Raw genomic sequence first — 16,545 nt, 5'->3', positions numbered from 1 at the left:
GCCTATTGCCCGAGCGGATTGCTCTTGCGGGCAAAGTCGTCGCCGAAACTGGCCGACGGATCGCCATCGAGCGAGACGCGCGGCTTGAGCTTTACCGGCTGGTTGCGCGGGATCGCCGCAGCCGGTTTCGCGCCGGGTGCTACGACCCGCCAGATGATCCCGGCGGTATCGTCGCTTACGAGCAACGAGCCATCGCCGCCCCATTCGACCCAAGTCGGTCGCCCGCGCGTTGTGCCATCGTCCTTGAGAAAGCCGGTCAGCACCGGCACCGGCTTGCCCAGCGGATTGCCGCGTTCGTCGAAGGCAACGTAGATCACGTCGTAACCCGAGGGCGGCTTGCGATTCCAGGAACCGTGCCGGGCGATGAAAGCGCCGCGGCCGAACTTCTCGCCCATCAGGTTCCCCTCGGCGCTGAACACCAGCCCCAGTGCAGCGACATGCGGGCCGAGGGCGAATTCCGGACGGCGGGTATATTCGACAATGAACGGCGGACGCGGCGCATCGACCCGGCCGTCAAGGTTGTCTTTCCAGTAAAGCCACGGCCAGCCGTACTGCGCGCCCACCGGAACATTGGTCAGGTAATCGGGCACCAGGTCGGAGCCGAGCATGTCCCGCTCGTTGACCGTTGTCCAAAGTTCGCCCGAGCTGGGGTTGAAGTCGAGCCCATTGGGATTGCGCAGGCCGACGGCGAAGGGCCGCGCGCTACCGCTGGCGACATCGTACTCCCAGATCATGGCGCGGCCTTCTTCGACCTCCATGCCCTGCTCGCCGATGTTCGAGACCGAACCGACCGCGATGTAAAGCTTTGTGCCGTCAGCGTTGAGCTCGATATTACGCATCCAGTGACCGCCACCGGGCGGAAGGTCCATCAGCTTGCGCGGCGTTCCGGCCACGGTATCGCTGCCCAGTTCGTAGTCGAAGCTGAGCAGCGCGTTGTGGTTGGCGACATAAAGCGTCCCGTCGCGCCAGGCGATGCCCGAAGGCGAATCGAGATCGTCGCGCAATACTTTGCGCACTTCGGCCACGCCATCGCCATTGGCATCGCGCAGCAACACCAACTGATTGGGCGATTCGCCTTTGGCGCCAGCTTCCGACATCAGCCAGCTTGCGATCCAGTCCTTGATGGCATCCATCAGGCCGCCACCCTCGCTCTCGACCTTCGGCGCACGCGTGAGCGTGACCAGTATGTCGCCATTGGGCAGGCGGTGGAGCACGCGCGGATGATCGAGCCCTTCGGCAAACCGCTTCACTTCCAGCCCCTCGGCCGCGACTGGCACCTCGTCCTCAGCCCAACCGACCGGCTTGGCGATCTTGACCGTGGGGATGGTCTCTTCCTCGGGCTCCACCAGCGTCGGGTCCTTGCCAGTGACGGCTTCGACCGGCAGTTCGGCGGTGTTGCCGCGGGTCAACCAGTAGCCGAGCCCGGCGAGGACGGCGAGAATGACGAGGAGGGTGAGGAGGATCTTCTGCAGCTTGCTCATGGCGTGCGAGATAGGCGAGCTACGCGGGGGCGGCAATTGTTTTGCTCAGCTGTGCGCTTGCAAGACCGGCCAACTGGCCTAGATCGCGCTGCATGTATGATTTTGCCCCTACGGCGGAGCTTGAACCTGCCGAACGCTATCGCCAGCTGGCCGACGCCGCCGACGCGCTGACCGCCGGCGAGCCCGACGCTGTCGCCAATATGGCCAATCTCGCCGCCTTGCTGTGGGAGTTCGTGCCGGGGCTCAACTGGGCCGGGTTTTACCGCATGGTCGGCGGAGAGCTGGTGCTGGGCCCATTTATCGGGCGCCCGGCTTGCATCCGTATCCCCTTGGGCCAGGGCGTGTGCGGCACGGCAGCGTCGACCGGCGAAACCCAGCTGGTCGAGGACGTCCATGCCTTCCCCGGCCACATCGCCTGCGATGCGGCGAGCCAGTCGGAACTGGTGGTGCCCGTGTTGCGCGATGGGAAGGTCATTGCAGTGATCGACCTCGATGCGCCCGAGAAAGCTCGCTTTGGTGCGGTAGACGCCGCAGGAATCGAAGCGCTGGCGGCGCGGATCGCCCAGCGCATTTGAGCGATATCGTAAGGCGGGTTAGCCAAAATTCCGACCCGAAACGGGACAGAGCACCCTGAATTCGTGAGTCAATCGTGACTCCCGGCATGCTTATGGTAACTTTTCCCTTAACGCCTACGGTTGCGCAGCTGCGCGCGAGTCGTGGATTCGCGAAGAGGAAAGCCCATGTCTTTTGCCATTCCCGCCCGCATGATGGCCGCCAGCGGCGCCATTGCCACCGCACTGGTAACCGCTGTTCCCGCCCAGGCGCAGCAGATGGGATACGAAGGGCAGGTCTACCAGGACCCGCAGCCGCAATATGCCGAGCCGCCCCCCGAGCCGGCTTATGTCCGCCAGCCCGTGGTCCAGCAGCTGCCCCCCGAGGCCGAGTACGAGATCTACGACACCGGCTATGATGCCTATCTTGGCGACGACGACGATTACCGACCCGACATCGACTATGCCCGCGCCGGGCCTGCATATCCTCAATACCAGGGCCAGCCCGTGCGGTACAGCCAGCCCGATTATGCGCCAGCGCCATATCAGGAGCCGCGCTACCCCGAGCCGCAGTATGCCCGCCCTGCCCCGCCTCCGCCGCACCCCGGCTATCCTTACTACCAAGGCTACGGGCCGGCCGGTTATGCCGGCCCGCAGGGCAATTATGGCTATCGATCGTACTATCCGCCGATGCCGCCGGTTATCGACCGCGATGCATGGATCGCGGATTGTCGTGCCTATCTGAAGGATCGTCGCAAGCGGGCCGACCAGGGCGCAGTCGCAGGTGGCCTGCTCGGGGCAGCTGGCGGCGCCCTAATCGGCCGGAGCATCGCCAAGGCGGGCGACAAGCTGGGCGGCGCGCTCATCGGCGGCGGTGTCGGCGGCCTCGTTGGCCTGTTCATCGGTCAGGCGATCGCGCTCGGCAAGGGCGACGGGACCAAGCGCGACTGCAAGAACTGGCTGCGGACCTATGAAGACTCCTACGCCCGCGGCGGCCACTGGCCCGCACAGGGCTACTACCCCTACCCCGGCCCGATGTGGGGCGGCTGGGATGGGCGCTGGCAGCAGAGCGGCGCATGGCAGAGCCATTGGTCGAGCGCCAGCTGGGGCGGCTGGTGGCAGGGCTATGTCGTAGTCCCGCAAACCACTGTCGTCGTCACGCAGAGCACTCCGCTGGTTCCAGTGGTGCGGGAAGTGGTGCGCGAAACCTGGGTCGAGGAGGAGGTCGTGACCTATCGCAAGGCCACGCCGCCGCCTGCGCCGGCCGCGAAGCCCAAGGTGCGCACCATCAAGACCGCGCCGAAGCCCAAGCCGATCAGGTATATCAAGGGTAAGTAAGACCCGGTCCCGAAGGCACGGCGTCAAGGGGCAATCCCCCAACGCTAAGGCCCAGCCCTTAGGTCGGCGTTAACCATATGCTGCGATAGGCCGGCATGTGAAAGAAGTGCCTGCCAAGGATTGGGTTCGCGCATCGTCCGGCAAAGCGCCCGTTGCGGGCAGTTTTGCAGGCGCTGCGCCCTTGCGCGTGCTCTTGGCGGAGGACACTGCAATCAGCGCCGACATGATGCAGGTCATGGCGGAGCGTCTGCGGATTTCCATGGACGTCGCCCCGAACGGGCTGGAAGCAATCGAGATGATCAAGGCGGCAAACGAAGAGGGAGAGCCCTACTCGCTGCTGCTGGTGGATATCATGATGCCGATCCTCGACGGGATCGAAACCGCCCGCCGATTGCGGCGCGAGGGAATCGATGCCGACGAACTGCCGATTATCGCCATCACTGCAGCTGCCGACCTCGAAGAGGTGCGCAGCTACCGCAAGGCGGGAATGCAGGCATTCCTCGAGAAACCGGTCGCCTTGGCCGACCTGCGTGCGACGCTCCATGCCTGGGGGCATGGCACCGAGGGCCGGGCCCAGAAACTGCGCGCCGCCGCCTACGACGCGCTGACCGAACAATTCCGCCAACGCAAGCAGTCGACCATCACGGCGCTGGAGGAAGCGCTGGCCAAGCCGGACCTTTCAGAGAATCATTTGCACGAACTTCGCCGGATACTGCACCAGTTGGCAGGAACCGCAGGCTCGTTCGGCGAACCGGCGCTAGGCGAGGCAGCGCGTGGCTTCGAGATCGAGCTGATGGCCGCCTGGTTCGACGGAGACGATCCGCGCACGGTGATAAAGCAGGCCGCCATTATTCTGGGACAGCAAGTCTGACCATGCGCTGGCCTCGCTTCATCGCGCGCTGCGTGCAGCTTGTGCTGGGTACCGCCGTCATGGCGGCATGCGCGCCGGCGTCCGCGAAAGAAGAAGGCGGCATCAAGGTCGATCCCACCGGGCAGATCGAGTTCCGGCTCGTCGAATCGGATCTTGCGGTCGACCAGGGCGAGGGCTTCGACAGCTCGGGGGTCGCGTTTCGCGCCGAAGCCGGGCTGGACTTCGACCTTGGCAAGACCACCGGTGCCCGCGTCGAGGTCGAAGGTGGATATTACGACTATTCCGATCCCATCCACCAGGACCGCACCAGCTATGGCGGGGCCATCGAGCTCAGACAGGAGTTGTCCGAAGCGTTCGAGATTCGGCTGCGGTTCCGCCGGATCGAGAACATCGCGCTGCTCGAATCCACACGCGCAGACCAGACCAGTGTCGGCGTGCGGCTGCAATGGGAACACGGCAATGATCGCCTGCGGGCCTTTGCCGACTACCGCTGGCGCGAATACGATCTCAGCGACAAGCCCAAGGGCAAGGGATGGCGCTTTGCCGGCCAGTACAACCGTCGCTTCGGTTCGTACCATTGGTTGCGCTTCGACCTCGCCTACGAGGAAATCGACAGCGACACCTCGCCTGCCCGCGCATATGATCGCACCACCGCGAAGGTGGAGTACAGCCATCCGATAGCCAAACGACTGCGTCTGAAACCATCGGTCGAGTACCGTAGCTGGTCCTATGACGCGCGGATCGCCCGGGGTGACCCGCAAGGCGAATTGCGCCAGGACAGCTATGTCGGCCCGGCGCTCGAGCTCAGCTATGGTAGCGACACGCGCGGCTTCTACGCCGAGGCCAATGCGCAGTATCGCCTCCGCACCTCCAACGATGTCCGATACGACCACGACGCCTTCCGGGTCGGAGTAACAGCGGGCTTCCGCTTCTAGGAAAAGTTGCGCCGCGCGACCTGTGCGGGTGAAACAGTCATCCTCCGCGCAACTTTGCAGACAACTTCTGCGGCCATTCTTTCAGATCCTTGGCCAGCCAGCCGCCCTTTTGCCTTGAAGTGAGCTTCTTGAGCTCGGCTGCCGCCCGCTGGCTGGAAATCTGCTCGGCTATGAGCGCAACGTAGATGCGCTCGGCCGCCTTGCGCCGCCGCACCGCGTCACCGGCATCGGCAAAGGCTTCGGTGAAATCGAGCAACTTGCCCATTTGCGCTGCAAGCCACCCGGTCTCCTTGGGCTCCTCAGCGCTGGCGACGGCATCCTGACCTTCGTACTGGCGCAATTGATCGTCCACGCGCGCTTCGAGCGCATCGAGCTGGGGAGCAGAGATAGCCGGGACACTGTCGAGCCGCTCGCGCAGAGCCGCAATCGCTTCGCGCACCGCGCGGTCGCTCAGCGCGCCGAATTCCTGGAACGAAGCGAGGAAGCGATAGCCCTTCTCGACCGTGCCCGGATCGTCGTCGCGCAGTTGCTCGCAGGCCCTCCATGCCACTTCCCACGCCTGCCAGCGATAAACCCAGTCGAGCCCGGTGCCCTTGATATTCTGCATCCCCATGATGCGGTTGACGAGGCCCGGCGGGGTCTGGTCGGCGACCAGCCGGACGATCATCTCGCCCTTAATGTAATAGTCGAACACCGGCACCAGCTTGGCCTTGAACGCCTTGCCCAAAAGTCCCCGCACCGCCGCATCATTGCCGCGGCCGGCCCGGACATCTTCGGCCAGCCTGGCATATTCGGCGTGAAACTCGGCCTGCGCGGCGTAGAAGGTGGCAATTGCCTCTGCCTGCGGGACATCGAGCTGCTGAAGCTTCGCCGCCAGTCCCCCTGCCCGCGCGGCTTCCAGCACAGGCGCAATAGCAACACCTTTCGTAACCCCATTGACCATCGCCGCAAGGCGCCCGTCGAGCTCCTCCTGAGACACTGCGATCCGCTGATGCTTGGCCAGCTGGACCAGCTTGGCCGAGGGGTCCATTTCCTTGTCCTCCAGCGTGAGCTGGCTCGAGTAGGCTTCCCACTCCTCGTCGATGAAGCCCAGCAGGCCCTCGATATTGGAGCCGATCAGCACATGCTTGTCGGCCGCGACATCGAACACCAGCATACGCGCAAAGACGCGGCTGCGCGGTACGCGGTCAGCGCGGTTGTTGACGATGGTCGAGACGAAGATCTCGGGATCGCGGCCCAGATCGTGGTCGATGAAGCCCATCCGGGTCCAGTTGCCCATCGCCCCGAAACGTTCGTTGGCCGACATGCCCATGACGAACTCGAGAGTGCGTCCGTTGATGTGCGAGCGCGGATAGGTCTTGAGCACGCCAAGGTCGGCCACCACCCGGTCCGACATTTCCTTGATGCAGAAATCTGCCTCCAGCCCCAGCTCCGCCCCCATCGCGGTGACCAGCGCAATATTGTAGGGGTGCTCCTCGTAGGGGAAGCGATCGAGCAGGGTCTGGTGGATCAGCCCCGCCTCCTTCCACGTCACCGGCTGGATCCGCGTACCGGCCTTGGCGGCCCCTTCGGTCAGGATCGGGTACATTTCCTCCTCGGTCGTGAGCAGGAAGGAATCATGCGGGATGAACTCGCACATGACCTCGGGGATGTTGCGCCCGGCCGGGCCCTGCACATCCTCGTGGTCGGGATAGGTATTGGTGATGGTGCCGATATCGTCACGCATCCAGTCCTGCTGCAGCACTTTCACATAGGACGGGTTAAGGCCCATGCATTCCCACAGGAACACGCGGGTCTTGAGCCCGTCCGACGTGCGCAGCAGCTGGTACTGCTCCCAGATCGTTGCCTTGTCATAGGGGCGGAACAGGAACATCTCGGTCAGCTCGCCGAAGGGCGTGCCGAGCAGGAACATCGCCTCGCAACCGGTGGTCTTGGAAACGATCGACGGGCCGAGCGCGTTGATCAGCCCGGCCTTGAGCCGCTCGGTCCCGGACTTGCCGCGTGTACCCCACCCGCCGAGCGAGAGCGGCAGGCGGCTGCGCAAGCGCCGGGCATGCCAGCCCAGCGCCATGTGCCGCCCGAAGAACCACAGACAGGCGAGCGCAAGGAAGATCGCCAGCTCGATCAGGTTGTTTTCATAGACGGTGGAGAAATAGGCCAGCGCCCGGTCCCAGAACAGCGGCAGCGCGGCGAGAATTCCGCCGGCGCTGAACAGCTTGACGATCCGCGGGTTGGCCTCCTTGACGCCAAGAGAGTAGGCCCGGAACTCGATTTCCAGGCCCAGCTTGCGCAATTCGGCGAGGTAGGCCTCGGGTTCGCGATTTCGCAACGCCGCCAGGCGCGGGAAGTCGCGCGAGATGCGCCAGAAGCCTTTGGCGCGGCGGATTACGCCCGAAGGGGCCGTGACGGTGGTAATCCCGGCGCTGGTGAAGATCTCCGCCGATCCGCCTCGGTCGAGCACAGCCAGCGCCTGGTCGAGCAACGGCAGGTAGTTGCGCCAGCCCCCCTCGCTGCTTTCGAACAGTGGCTCGCCCGGTACCTTTGTCGGGGCGAGTTCGGACATGCGCGCGCTCGGTGCCCACATCGTGCCGTAGTAATGGCGGCCTATCGCATGGCGGAAGGCCTGGCGCTTGTCGGTCGCGCTGTTCCCGCCTTCGAACAGAATGCGCCACAGCCGCCGCTTGAAGAATTCGCCGCGCTGCAAGCCGGGGAAGCGGCCGGGTTCGAGCGAAAGACCAAAGTCGCGCTGCGCAATTATCGCCATCACCCGGCCGACCAGTTCGCGGTCTTCCTCGAGGTAGGGTCGCAGCGCGCGGGCTTTGCGGACCGTGCCTTCGCGCTGGCCGTCGATGATCGAGTGGAGGTGTTCCGCGACCTCCAGCGCCGCAACCGAGGAGAAAAGCCAGATGCGTTCGCGGGCTTCATCGAGCCAGCGCAGCACTTTGGTCGATTGGGTCCGGTGTTGCAGCTGGTCGAGCGCATCGCCCAGCGTCGCGGAAGCCTTCTCCAGCCCGGCGTGCCTCTGTTCGCGCAGCCATGCCATGGTCGCACCGGCGGCATCCAACGCAATCCGTAGCACGAACTCGTCATTCTCGTGAGTCAGGATGCGGCAGATATGGGGGAGGTAGCCTTCCGGGCCGACCAGCCCCAGGATCGGCCCCGGACTGGCGAAGATCGCGGCACGCACTTGGCGGTCGCGATCCACCCTCAGACGCGTGAGCAAGCCCTTCGCCTGTTCTGCCGGCAGCAGGTGCAGGCCCTCGGCGAAAACCTGCCGTACCGCCCCTTCGCGACTGTTGGAGAGCACCGGGAGATAGCGGGCAAAGCGCGGCGAACGGTGGAAGTTGCGACAAACCAGCCGCACCAGGTGGCGTTGGACGAACAGTGCCTTGTCGCGCTGACCGTCGCTGCGCGACTCGAGTTCTGCCGTCAGCCGCCGGTCAATCACCGAGGGGAGCGACTCGGGCGAAAGCTCGAGCAGCGCATCGATGGCCTCGCACTGGGTCCACACGTCCTCGCTTTCATCAAGACAGACACGGCGGGTGGCGCTGAGCAATTGGTCGAACCACGGTTCCTCCGGCTCCTGAGCCAACCCCTCGGCCAGCAGCCTGACGCAGCGATGCGCGCCGAGCCTGACCCGGGGATCGCCCGGCCAGCCGCGCATCCTCGCCATCAGCGGCAGGAAGACCTCGGCATAGAAGGCGCTGGAACCGATGCCCGGATCTTCGCGCATCGCATCGCCCATGGCGACGCCAAGGCGGTCGAGCCCATAGGCAAGCGCACGTTCGCGCTCCCCCCCGCGCTTGCCAAAACGTTCGAGCACCGCATCGGCATCGAAGAATGCATCGAAGGCCTTGGCGTCCTTGCGCAACTGTTTGGAGTCTGCGCCGATCTGCTCGGCAAAGGCCAGCACGGCTGCGCGCTGCTCGGCCTCGTCGAGCGCATTGACGATACGGGCCTGGAACGCCGCCTCCGCTTTGGCCAGGCTGGCGATGGCTTCGATCTGCCGCTCGCAGAAATGCGCCAGCACTTCGGCGTGGCGCCGGGCAGGCGAAGGCTCGGCGCGGTCTTCTGCATAGGCGAGAACCTCGTCGCGCAAATCGGCATAGACCGGGGCGAGCTTGGGCGCGAAACCCCGCTCGAGCCGCTCGGCCAGGTCGAGGGTCAAAGCCTCGGTCATCCCGGAATGCCCTGCAGACAGCTTGAGAACCGTTCACGGAGGGCTGGGTCATCGACCAGCCGCTGTCGCAGGTCGCCGGCCATCTCCAGGTGGACGAAGCCCGCGAAGCCCGCTGCCCGCAGTGCCTGGCCCTGGGCGTTCTTCAGCGCGCCCAGCTCCTTCGCTTCATAAGGAAACACCAGCACCGGTGCGGGATCGAGCACCACGCTGAGGCAATCGGCGAGGTCGAGTAAGGCGGGATCGGGCGTCATGGTGCCATTGGAGATGATCATCGCCGCTTCGCTGGTGGCTGCCGTCGCACGCTTCGCACGATCGAAGCCATGGAGCTGGACGATCCGCCCTTTCGGATGCCGGCGGGCAAAGGACAGCGCGAAGGCGGTGAACGGGTGCTCGGGGGCCTTGGCGAGGTCGATTGCGTGTGGGCATGTAGCGGTCGGGCTACGCGGCGCAGAGTTCCACGCTGCCGCTACCGCAGCGGATTCGAGGAACAGCTGTGCCGCAAGCGTACCTGTGTTGCGATCCGCCCCGCGATGCGGCGCGGTGATAGCCAGGGGCTGCACACTCCCGCTGCGCACGAGATAGATTCCGCGGCCCCGGCATTGTCCCTCGGGCTCGGAATAGACCACTCCCTCCCAGCCTTCCGGAGGAGTGCGGGCGCGCAGGCCCGTACCTTGGAAACCGGAGCTGGCTTCACCGGCCAGCGCTGCGTCGAACAGGCGCTTGCTGGCCGACATGGCCGCACGATCCGGCGTTGCTATGCCAACCGCTTCGCGCAGCGACGGGAACAGCAGCGCGGCAAGGCCTGCGCTCAGCGCCAAGGCAAGGACTCCTGCAAAGACATGGCCGCGCTTCACCCTCCGTCCTCACCCCTTCGGGGCCGCCGGGTTCCCTCGTAGAGCACCATTGGCCGGTAGTCGCGCCCGGCTATCCCGATCGGGCCGAGCGGCCGCCACATGTTCGCGGTGATGTTGGCGATCTCTTCACCCGTCAGCATGTCCGGGGGAAAGGCGTTTGCCTCGGCCAGCTTGGCCTGCTCTTCGGCGCTGCGCCGGTGGAACGAGGTGATCGCATTGGATGCGAGCAGTGGCTGGCGTTCATAGACCCGGATATCGACAGCCAGGATCTTGGGATCGGCATCGACCAGCCGCCATTCGGCCCGGACCGCCGGGGAAGGCGCGGCCACCACCACATCGTCCATCCCGGCAACCATTTCCGGCCGGTTGCGGAAGAACCGCCAGTTTTCGCCCGTGGCATAGACCGTATCGGGCGCATCGGAATGAAGGCTGAACTGCTGGCGCAGGACCTCTTCGCCGGTGCCGGAGAAGAGTCGCACTTCGAGCGTATAGACAAATCCCGCCGGATCGGCGCGGGATTGCCGGCCGACTGCCGTCTGCGCCAGCAGGCGGACCTGATCCACCGGCTGCGAAAAGACGAAGGTTACCGGCTTGTCCTGCTCCAGCCGGTACACGATGGCACGGCTATCGATTTCGGCATCGACCGTAGTCGAGTTCTGGGCATCAGCCACATAGCGGGCGATCGCAGGGCCGTAGATCAGCCCGACCAGCGCAGAGATGACCAGCAGCAGGCACACGAGCGCAGCGCGAGACAGGGTGCTGAGGCTCATCGGCGCAACTCCTCGGGTGCCGGAGGCGGGACAACAGGCACTGGCGGAGGCGGTTCGACCATGACCCAGCCGATGGCGTAGCGGCGTCCGCTCACCTGATCGAGATAACGCAAAGCGGTGCCTGGACGCTTTTCGAACCCGGCGGAAGCGTCATCGGTGCCGGCGAGAATCGCGCGCAGCCCTGCCATGCGCAAGGCCGATACAATAGGCAGGAATTCGGTATCGGGTGTGGCGACAATATCGCGCGCCACCACCACGTCCGAGCTGCCACGCAATCGCTGGGCCGAATGTGGCGCGAGCCGGAGCTGGAACACCGATACACCATCGACCGGCCGCTGGTGCCTTGCCACCTCTTGCCAAAGCACATCGAACGACGAGAGCGCGGGCCGGAACAGCGAATCGGTTTCAGGACCGATCAGGAGCGCGTCCGCCCCCCATTCGCGAGCCACCGCCGCCCCGGCACGGGCAGCAAAGGGCGTGAGCGGGTCGCGATAGGTGAGCACTACCTTCGCCGGCGCCTGCCCCCGCGCGAGGAACAGATACCCCTCGTCCCGGAAAGGCGCGAACAGGCGCCATTGCACGCGCGTCCCCAGGCGGCACTGGTCGAGGGTAAAGCCGCCCAGCCCGGCCGAGGCCCGTGCCACATCGGCAGACATGCCGCCATCGACACCCTGCAGCAGCGGGGCGGCCACCTCGTAACGCAAGAACGCAAGCTGGCCGAGTTCGTCCCATCCCTTGGAGAGATTCCCGGCAGACGGCGTGCTGCACGGCGGAATGGCAGTGCCAGCCACGTCGGGGGCGCTGGCAAGGCGCGAAAGCGCCGCCAGCGCCGCGTTGTCCAGCGCGATCTCGCCCTCGTCGCCGACAACCTCACCCGGCAGGGGGCGAAGCGAGACCGAGAGGCCCCGAACCGCAGTGCGCAATGCGGCGAGATCGACGGTCCCTGCGGCCCGGTTGGCAAACACCGCACGCGCGCCTTCGCTGGCTGGACCGGCGACAACCGTGAGGCGGGCCATGGTCGATGTCGCCCGGAAAGTTTCGATCACCGGATTGCCGGCGATTTCCGCAGCACCGGTCGGGGCGGCAAGGATCAGCCAGCGGGCATCCTGGCTGCGCTGGAGCTGCAGCGCGGCTGCGGCAAGTCCGGGTGCCTCGGTGGGATCGGGGACTATCACCGCGAGTTCCCGCCGGGCTTTCGGATCATAGACCAGCAGTTCTTCGCCTGCCTCGTCGGCCCGAATGATGGCGAAGCGCCCGCCCTCCACTCGTTGCACGCGCCAGTCGCTCGCAGTCAGGTCGAATGACGGACTGCTGGCAGGGATGCTGGCCTCGAACAGCTCGATCAGGTCGTGCAGCGTTTCTGTGGCAGGCGCGCTGAGGGGTTGGGCGTCGGCGCGGACTTTTCGCACCCACGCATCGCCCACCGACCTGACGACAAGCGCGTTGAGACGCGGCGTGAGCTCTGCGCCCGCCCCGTCGAGCGCCTCGGCACTTGCCGTGGACTGGGCCCGCGAGACCACGGCGGACAGGCCAAAGCCGATGAGGTTCCCCAGCACCGCCCCGGCCAGGCTGACCTGGAGGGTCGAGCGGGCGAGGCGCGGGAAGATGTTCTTGTCGTGCGCCTTGATCGCAATCAGCGTCGAGAGAAGGTAGCCGAAGCCGTAGAGGTCGGTTGTCTTGACGTCGAACCCCCACCACACGATCACCCAGCCGACCACCATCTTCCATGCGAAGCTGATGTTGAAGAACAGCAGCAGCTTGCGCCCGCCCTCGATCGTGGCATTGGCCATGACCGGCAGCTTGAGGATCAGCCGGGCGATGAAATAGATGACGATGGCCTCGAGGAATGAGGTCAGCACCTTGGTCGGCTGGTACCATTGCAGCGCGATCAGCGCGGGGATGAGGATGCCCGAGAAGTCCCAGCCGTATCGAACATTGACCTGGCTCGCGAGCATCGCGGTAATGACCAGGATGATATAGGCCTTGGGGCTGGCGAGGATCGAGCTGGCCAGGCCTTCGTACAGATAGCTCACCCCGCTCATGCGGAAATTGGTCAGCTCCATCAGGCCGTAGCGCACGATCAGGTAGGTCAGCCCGATGGTCACCACGGCGGCTGCCAGTCCCCGCCCCAGCCCCGGCTTCCAGAACTGGTTGGCAAGCAGCGAGATGATGACGAGACCGAAGCTCTGGAGATTGTCGTTCCAGTCGAACCGGCGGTCGAAATTCTCCAGCAGCCAGTCCGCCAGCAGCGGCAACAGGTAGCCATCGAACGATAGCCGAACGGCGATGCTGGCCAGCACCAGCCCCATGAAGCGGTCGCGCCCGAACAACGCCGGGAAGCGGCCGCGACTGATCTTCTCGGAGAAGATCCAGACAATCGCATAAGTGAGGATCGCTTCGACGACGATCACTGCCGCCGCGATCGGCTTAACGATCAGCAGCGGAACAAGGTAGCCTGGAACGACCAGTCCCGACAGCACCCACCCGAAACGCAGGTTGAAGAAGCACAGGACGAAAACGCCTACCCACACGGTCGTTATGACCGAGCTGGCAAGGCCGCCATCAGGGAATATCGCCAGCGGGAAGATATCCATCCGCCGCTATATCCCGGCGGCGAGCGCCTCGCCTACGCGATTGACCAGCGCTGCCGGTTCGATCGGCTTGCGGGCAATGCCGACCACGCCCAAAGCGCGATGCTGTTCGGTCAAGGTGCCATCAACGGCGGACGAGATAACCAGGATCGGCGGTTGTGCCTTTCCTTCAGCAATCGAGCGGTCATGGAACACCCGCAGGAACCTGATCCCGTCCATCTTCGGCATGACGATATCGAGGATGATGAGATCGAAGCTGTTGTTCTGCAGCGCCGCCAGCGCCTCGGCTCCGTCGACTGCCGTCTCGACGTCGTAGCCTTCGAGCTCCAGCGTCAGCTGCAACAATCCGCTGAGGATGGTGTCATCGTCGACGACGAGTATCTTCGGCAGGAGGTCGGGCATGACTAGCCAATCCGCTTGAGGTTCACGTTGAAACCGAAGCCGTCGGCCTCGCGCCCCCAATAGGAGACGCTGGCATCCCACTGCATCGCCAGGGCCATGCCCTCGGCAATCGTGCGATAGTCACCGGCTGCTTCGCTCTCGTGGTTCGACAATAGCTGCAACAATCGCTCCAAGGCGATGCCGAAGCCGCCGGATATCCGGATATACGTGCGCCCTTCGAGTTCCTCGAGCTTCAGTTTGACCATGTCACCCTGCGGCGTGTCGGCGATCAGCACGCGAAGCATGGCCCGCAACATAGCCCCCAGGGCAACCGGCTCGGCCACCGTAAAGCCCGATGCGCCGGGCAGCTCAGTCTCAACTTCGACGGAAAGCTCTGTCGCGAATTCAGCGGTGCGTTCGACTGCCTCGGAAACGATGGCCGCGGCATCGACGGGATAGCAGGCATGTTCGAGGTTCGAGATGTCGCGCCGGACCAGGTCGGCCACTTGGTCGAGCCGTCCGATGGCCCGGCGGGTGGTATCGGCGATGCGTGATACGATCGGGCGTACCTTGTCGGGTGTGATCCGCGGATCGGCGGCAAGGTCGGCGCCCAGCATGATCGCCTCGAAATCGTTGCGCAGCTGCAGGTCCATGAACAGCGCCACCGCCTGTCGCAGGTCCGCCGCGCGATGGAGTTCGGAGACATCGATCGCTTCGAGCACAATGACGCGCTCCCGCGCACGGGCAATGCGTTTTGGCGCAGCAATGCGGAAAATGCGCTCTTCGGGCCCGAGTTGGCGCATGGGCACGCGCATTTCGCCGCCGTGAATCAGCAGGTCCTGCAGCATCGCGTCGATCCGCGGCAGGTCGATTTCGGTCAAACGAAGCAGCGCATCAGTCAACGAGGCGTCGGTGACGGTCAGTCCGGCCTGGCGGTAGATATCGCGCATCGGGGCGTTGGCATGGATCGGTGAGCCGACCATGTGGAAGATCATCACCGCTGTCCCGATGGTGTCGAAACCATGGCTGATCTGTTCGGACGAATTCGACACCAGCGAGATCGCGCTCGCGACTTTGTCGTCGATGGGCGTCAAGCGATGGTCGAGATCTTGCCGCGCGTTGAGATTGGCCCGCCAGCTGAACAACTCGCGGAACGAGGCGGTGATGGCACGCACCAGCATCGCCGACTTGCGCCGATCGCCCGTGCGCGGGAAGGTGTAGAGCCAGTAGAGGTCTCGTCCCGTCCCTCCGAGCCAGGTCAGGCGGACCTGCCCTGTCCACCCTGCGACGACGTGATTGGCGTCGACCGTGGCATGCCGTTCGCGCAGGCGATCGAGAAGTTGCGCCAGTTCCTTGGGCGGCAGAGTGATGTCGCCGGGGTCGGCATTGAGGGGATGGAGATAGGCGATTGCCCTCTCGCCCTTGCGTTCGATGACCAGGCTGTGCTCGACTGCCGCTAGACGCGCTGCGTTGGCGAGGAATTCGGGCAGTCGGGCGCCTTCACGCAGCATCGAGCGCCCGAAGGCGTGCTGCACTGCGCGGGCTGCGGTAATCTCGAGGCGTCGGTCCTGGGCCTGTTCGCGTCCGAGGATCCGCAGGAAGGTGACGACCCAGGGCAGCAGGAACATGGCACTCAGCGGCAGCAAACGCATGGCGAACGTCAGCGCCGTCCATCCCAGCACGAGCGTGAGGATCGAGACAGCAAGCGGGAACGCCAGCGCCAGTCGTTTGGGGTCGCTCCGATGATAGGCGATTCCCATGATCGCCCCCAAGGCTGCGAGGATGAGCCATGCCTGCCATGACTGGGCGAGACGAACGGCAGTGCCATTGCGCAGCGCCTGGATCGCGAATCCCCGAAACTGGGCTTCGCTGGTCCTGCGCGCATCTGGCGAGATCGGGGTCGTCAGCGTTCCCTGCAAGGCTTCTTGCCCCGCGACGATGACCACCGTCCTGGCAAGCGCTCCCGGCGCGAACTGTTGCTCGATAACCTGGCTGGCGGTGATCACCGGGAGGCTTTGGCGTGCCGGCATGGGAATGTAGAAGATGTCGCCGACCCTCGGCCCCGCACCCGCCACGGCAGCTTCGAACGATGCGAGCGCGCCGCCCTTCCCGGGAATGGCCATTACCTGACGGCGATAGATGCCATATTCCGCTGGCATCATGATCCGTGCTGCGGCGGTTTGGCCGGGCCGCTGGGAAACCATCGGGATTTGCCAGGTCTCGCTTGCCGGGACGGCTTCGGGCCCCATGCCGACAACGATCCGACCAGCGAGTGCAGGCGCGGAGACACTTTGGCGTAGACCTAGGTAACCGATCCGCTCGACCTCGAGCTTGGCCAGTTCGTTTTCCAGCTTCGTGACTCCGTGCCGGCCAAGTCGCTCGAATTGGCGATCGCGCTCGACAATGACCACACTCGGTGCGGTGCCCGATGCCTGGGTTGTCGCCAGATCGAACAGCTGGCCATCAACAATGCGAAATGTACCGAACTGGTGAAGCAAGCCGAGTACCAGGACCACCAGGGCGACTGACACCCAACTCCCGACACCCTCGCGGGCGAGCAGACGCGCGAGGCGGCGCAGCGACCGCATGGGTC

Annotated in this window: 11 protein-coding genes; 4 read left to right on the top strand and 7 right to left on the bottom strand. The window is 64.9% G+C overall.

The window, feature by feature from the left end; genetic code table 11:
- Positions 1 to 2 precede the first annotated feature (2 nt).
- Positions 3 to 1,481, bottom strand: coding sequence for a sorbosone dehydrogenase family protein (locus tag LY632_RS02715; protein WP_234092277.1), 1,479 nt, complete (start codon positions 1,479 to 1,481; stop codon positions 3 to 5).
- A gap of 92 nt (positions 1,482 to 1,573) precedes the next feature.
- Between LY632_RS02715 and LY632_RS02710 the strand changes: the two genes are divergently transcribed.
- The 4 genes from LY632_RS02710 (at position 1,574) to LY632_RS02695 (ending at position 5,176) form a co-directional block, all read left to right on the top strand.
- Entirely contained in the window at positions 1,574 to 2,056 is a 483-nt protein-coding gene (locus LY632_RS02710; protein ID WP_234092276.1) for a GAF domain-containing protein, read from the top strand.
- A gap of 165 nt (positions 2,057 to 2,221) precedes the next feature.
- Entirely contained in the window at positions 2,222 to 3,370 is a 1,149-nt protein-coding gene (locus LY632_RS02705) for a hypothetical protein (RefSeq protein WP_234092275.1), read from the top strand.
- Between the two features lie 187 nt (positions 3,371 to 3,557).
- Positions 3,558 to 4,241, top strand: coding sequence for a response regulator (locus LY632_RS02700; protein ID WP_234093299.1), 684 nt, complete (start codon positions 3,558 to 3,560; stop codon positions 4,239 to 4,241).
- Between the two features lie 2 nt (positions 4,242 to 4,243).
- Positions 4,244 to 5,176 carry a hypothetical protein gene (locus tag LY632_RS02695; RefSeq protein ID WP_234092274.1) on the top strand — a complete coding sequence of 311 codons (933 nt, stop codon included), beginning with the start codon at positions 4,244 to 4,246 and terminating at the stop codon, positions 5,174 to 5,176.
- Between the two features lie 37 nt (positions 5,177 to 5,213).
- Here the strand turns inward: LY632_RS02695 and LY632_RS02690 are convergent, their stop codons facing one another.
- The 6 genes from LY632_RS02690 to LY632_RS02665 are packed head-to-tail and all read right to left on the bottom strand — an operon-like array spanning position 5,214 to position 16,540.
- Positions 5,214 to 9,356, bottom strand: a complete 4,143-nt coding sequence (locus LY632_RS02690) for a hypothetical protein (RefSeq protein ID WP_234092273.1) — start codon at positions 9,354 to 9,356, stop codon at positions 5,214 to 5,216.
- A complete protein-coding gene (locus tag LY632_RS02685; RefSeq protein WP_234092272.1) occupies positions 9,353 to 10,174 on the bottom strand; it encodes a hypothetical protein in 822 nt (273 codons plus the stop codon). The genes LY632_RS02690 and LY632_RS02685 overlap by 4 nt, the downstream gene beginning before the upstream one ends.
- Positions 10,175 to 10,206: 32 nt before the next feature.
- Positions 10,207 to 10,980, bottom strand: a complete 774-nt coding sequence (locus LY632_RS02680) for a hypothetical protein (protein ID WP_234092271.1) — start codon at positions 10,978 to 10,980, stop codon at positions 10,207 to 10,209.
- Entirely contained in the window at positions 10,977 to 13,574 is a 2,598-nt protein-coding gene (locus tag LY632_RS02675) for a poly-gamma-glutamate biosynthesis protein PgsC/CapC (RefSeq protein ID WP_234092270.1), read from the bottom strand. The genes LY632_RS02680 and LY632_RS02675 overlap by 4 nt, the downstream gene beginning before the upstream one ends.
- Positions 13,575 to 13,580: 6 nt before the next feature.
- Positions 13,581 to 13,973, bottom strand: coding sequence for a response regulator (locus tag LY632_RS02670; RefSeq protein ID WP_234092269.1), 393 nt, complete (start codon positions 13,971 to 13,973; stop codon positions 13,581 to 13,583).
- 2 nt (positions 13,974 to 13,975) lie between these two features.
- Complete coding sequence (locus LY632_RS02665; RefSeq protein ID WP_234092268.1) at positions 13,976 to 16,540, bottom strand: hypothetical protein; 2,565 nt, start codon at positions 16,538 to 16,540, stop codon at positions 13,976 to 13,978.
- Positions 16,541 to 16,545: the final 5 nt, after the last annotated feature.

This window comes from Erythrobacter sp. SDW2 (assembly GCF_021431965.1).
Taxonomy (GTDB): Bacteria; Pseudomonadota; Alphaproteobacteria; order Sphingomonadales; family Sphingomonadaceae; genus Parerythrobacter.
Note: the sequence above shows the minus strand (reverse complement) of the source record. Positions and strands in the feature narration are given on the sequence as shown.

Bases quoted from the DNA above. Each gene is read 5' to 3' on its own strand.
- LY632_RS02715 (WP_234092277.1), bottom strand. From the start codon at position 1,481: ATGAGCAAGCTGCAGAAGATCCTCCTCACCCTCCTCGTCATTCTCGCC.
- LY632_RS02710 (WP_234092276.1), top strand. From the start codon at position 1,574: ATGTATGATTTTGCCCCTACGGCGGAGCTTGAACCTGCCGAACGCTAT.
- LY632_RS02705 (WP_234092275.1), top strand. From the start codon at position 2,222: ATGTCTTTTGCCATTCCCGCCCGCATGATGGCCGCCAGCGGCGCCATT.
- LY632_RS02695 (WP_234092274.1), top strand. From the start codon at position 4,244: ATGCGCTGGCCTCGCTTCATCGCGCGCTGCGTGCAGCTTGTGCTGGGT.
- LY632_RS02690 (WP_234092273.1), bottom strand. From the start codon at position 9,356: ATGACCGAGGCTTTGACCCTCGACCTGGCCGAGCGGCTCGAGCGGGGT.
- LY632_RS02680 (WP_234092271.1), bottom strand. From the start codon at position 10,980: ATGAGCCTCAGCACCCTGTCTCGCGCTGCGCTCGTGTGCCTGCTGCTG.
- LY632_RS02675 (WP_234092270.1), bottom strand. From the start codon at position 13,574: ATGGATATCTTCCCGCTGGCGATATTCCCTGATGGCGGCCTTGCCAGC.
- LY632_RS02670 (WP_234092269.1), bottom strand. From the start codon at position 13,973: ATGCCCGACCTCCTGCCGAAGATACTCGTCGTCGACGATGACACCATC.
- LY632_RS02665 (WP_234092268.1), bottom strand. From the start codon at position 16,540: ATGCGGTCGCTGCGCCGCCTCGCGCGTCTGCTCGCCCGCGAGGGTGTC.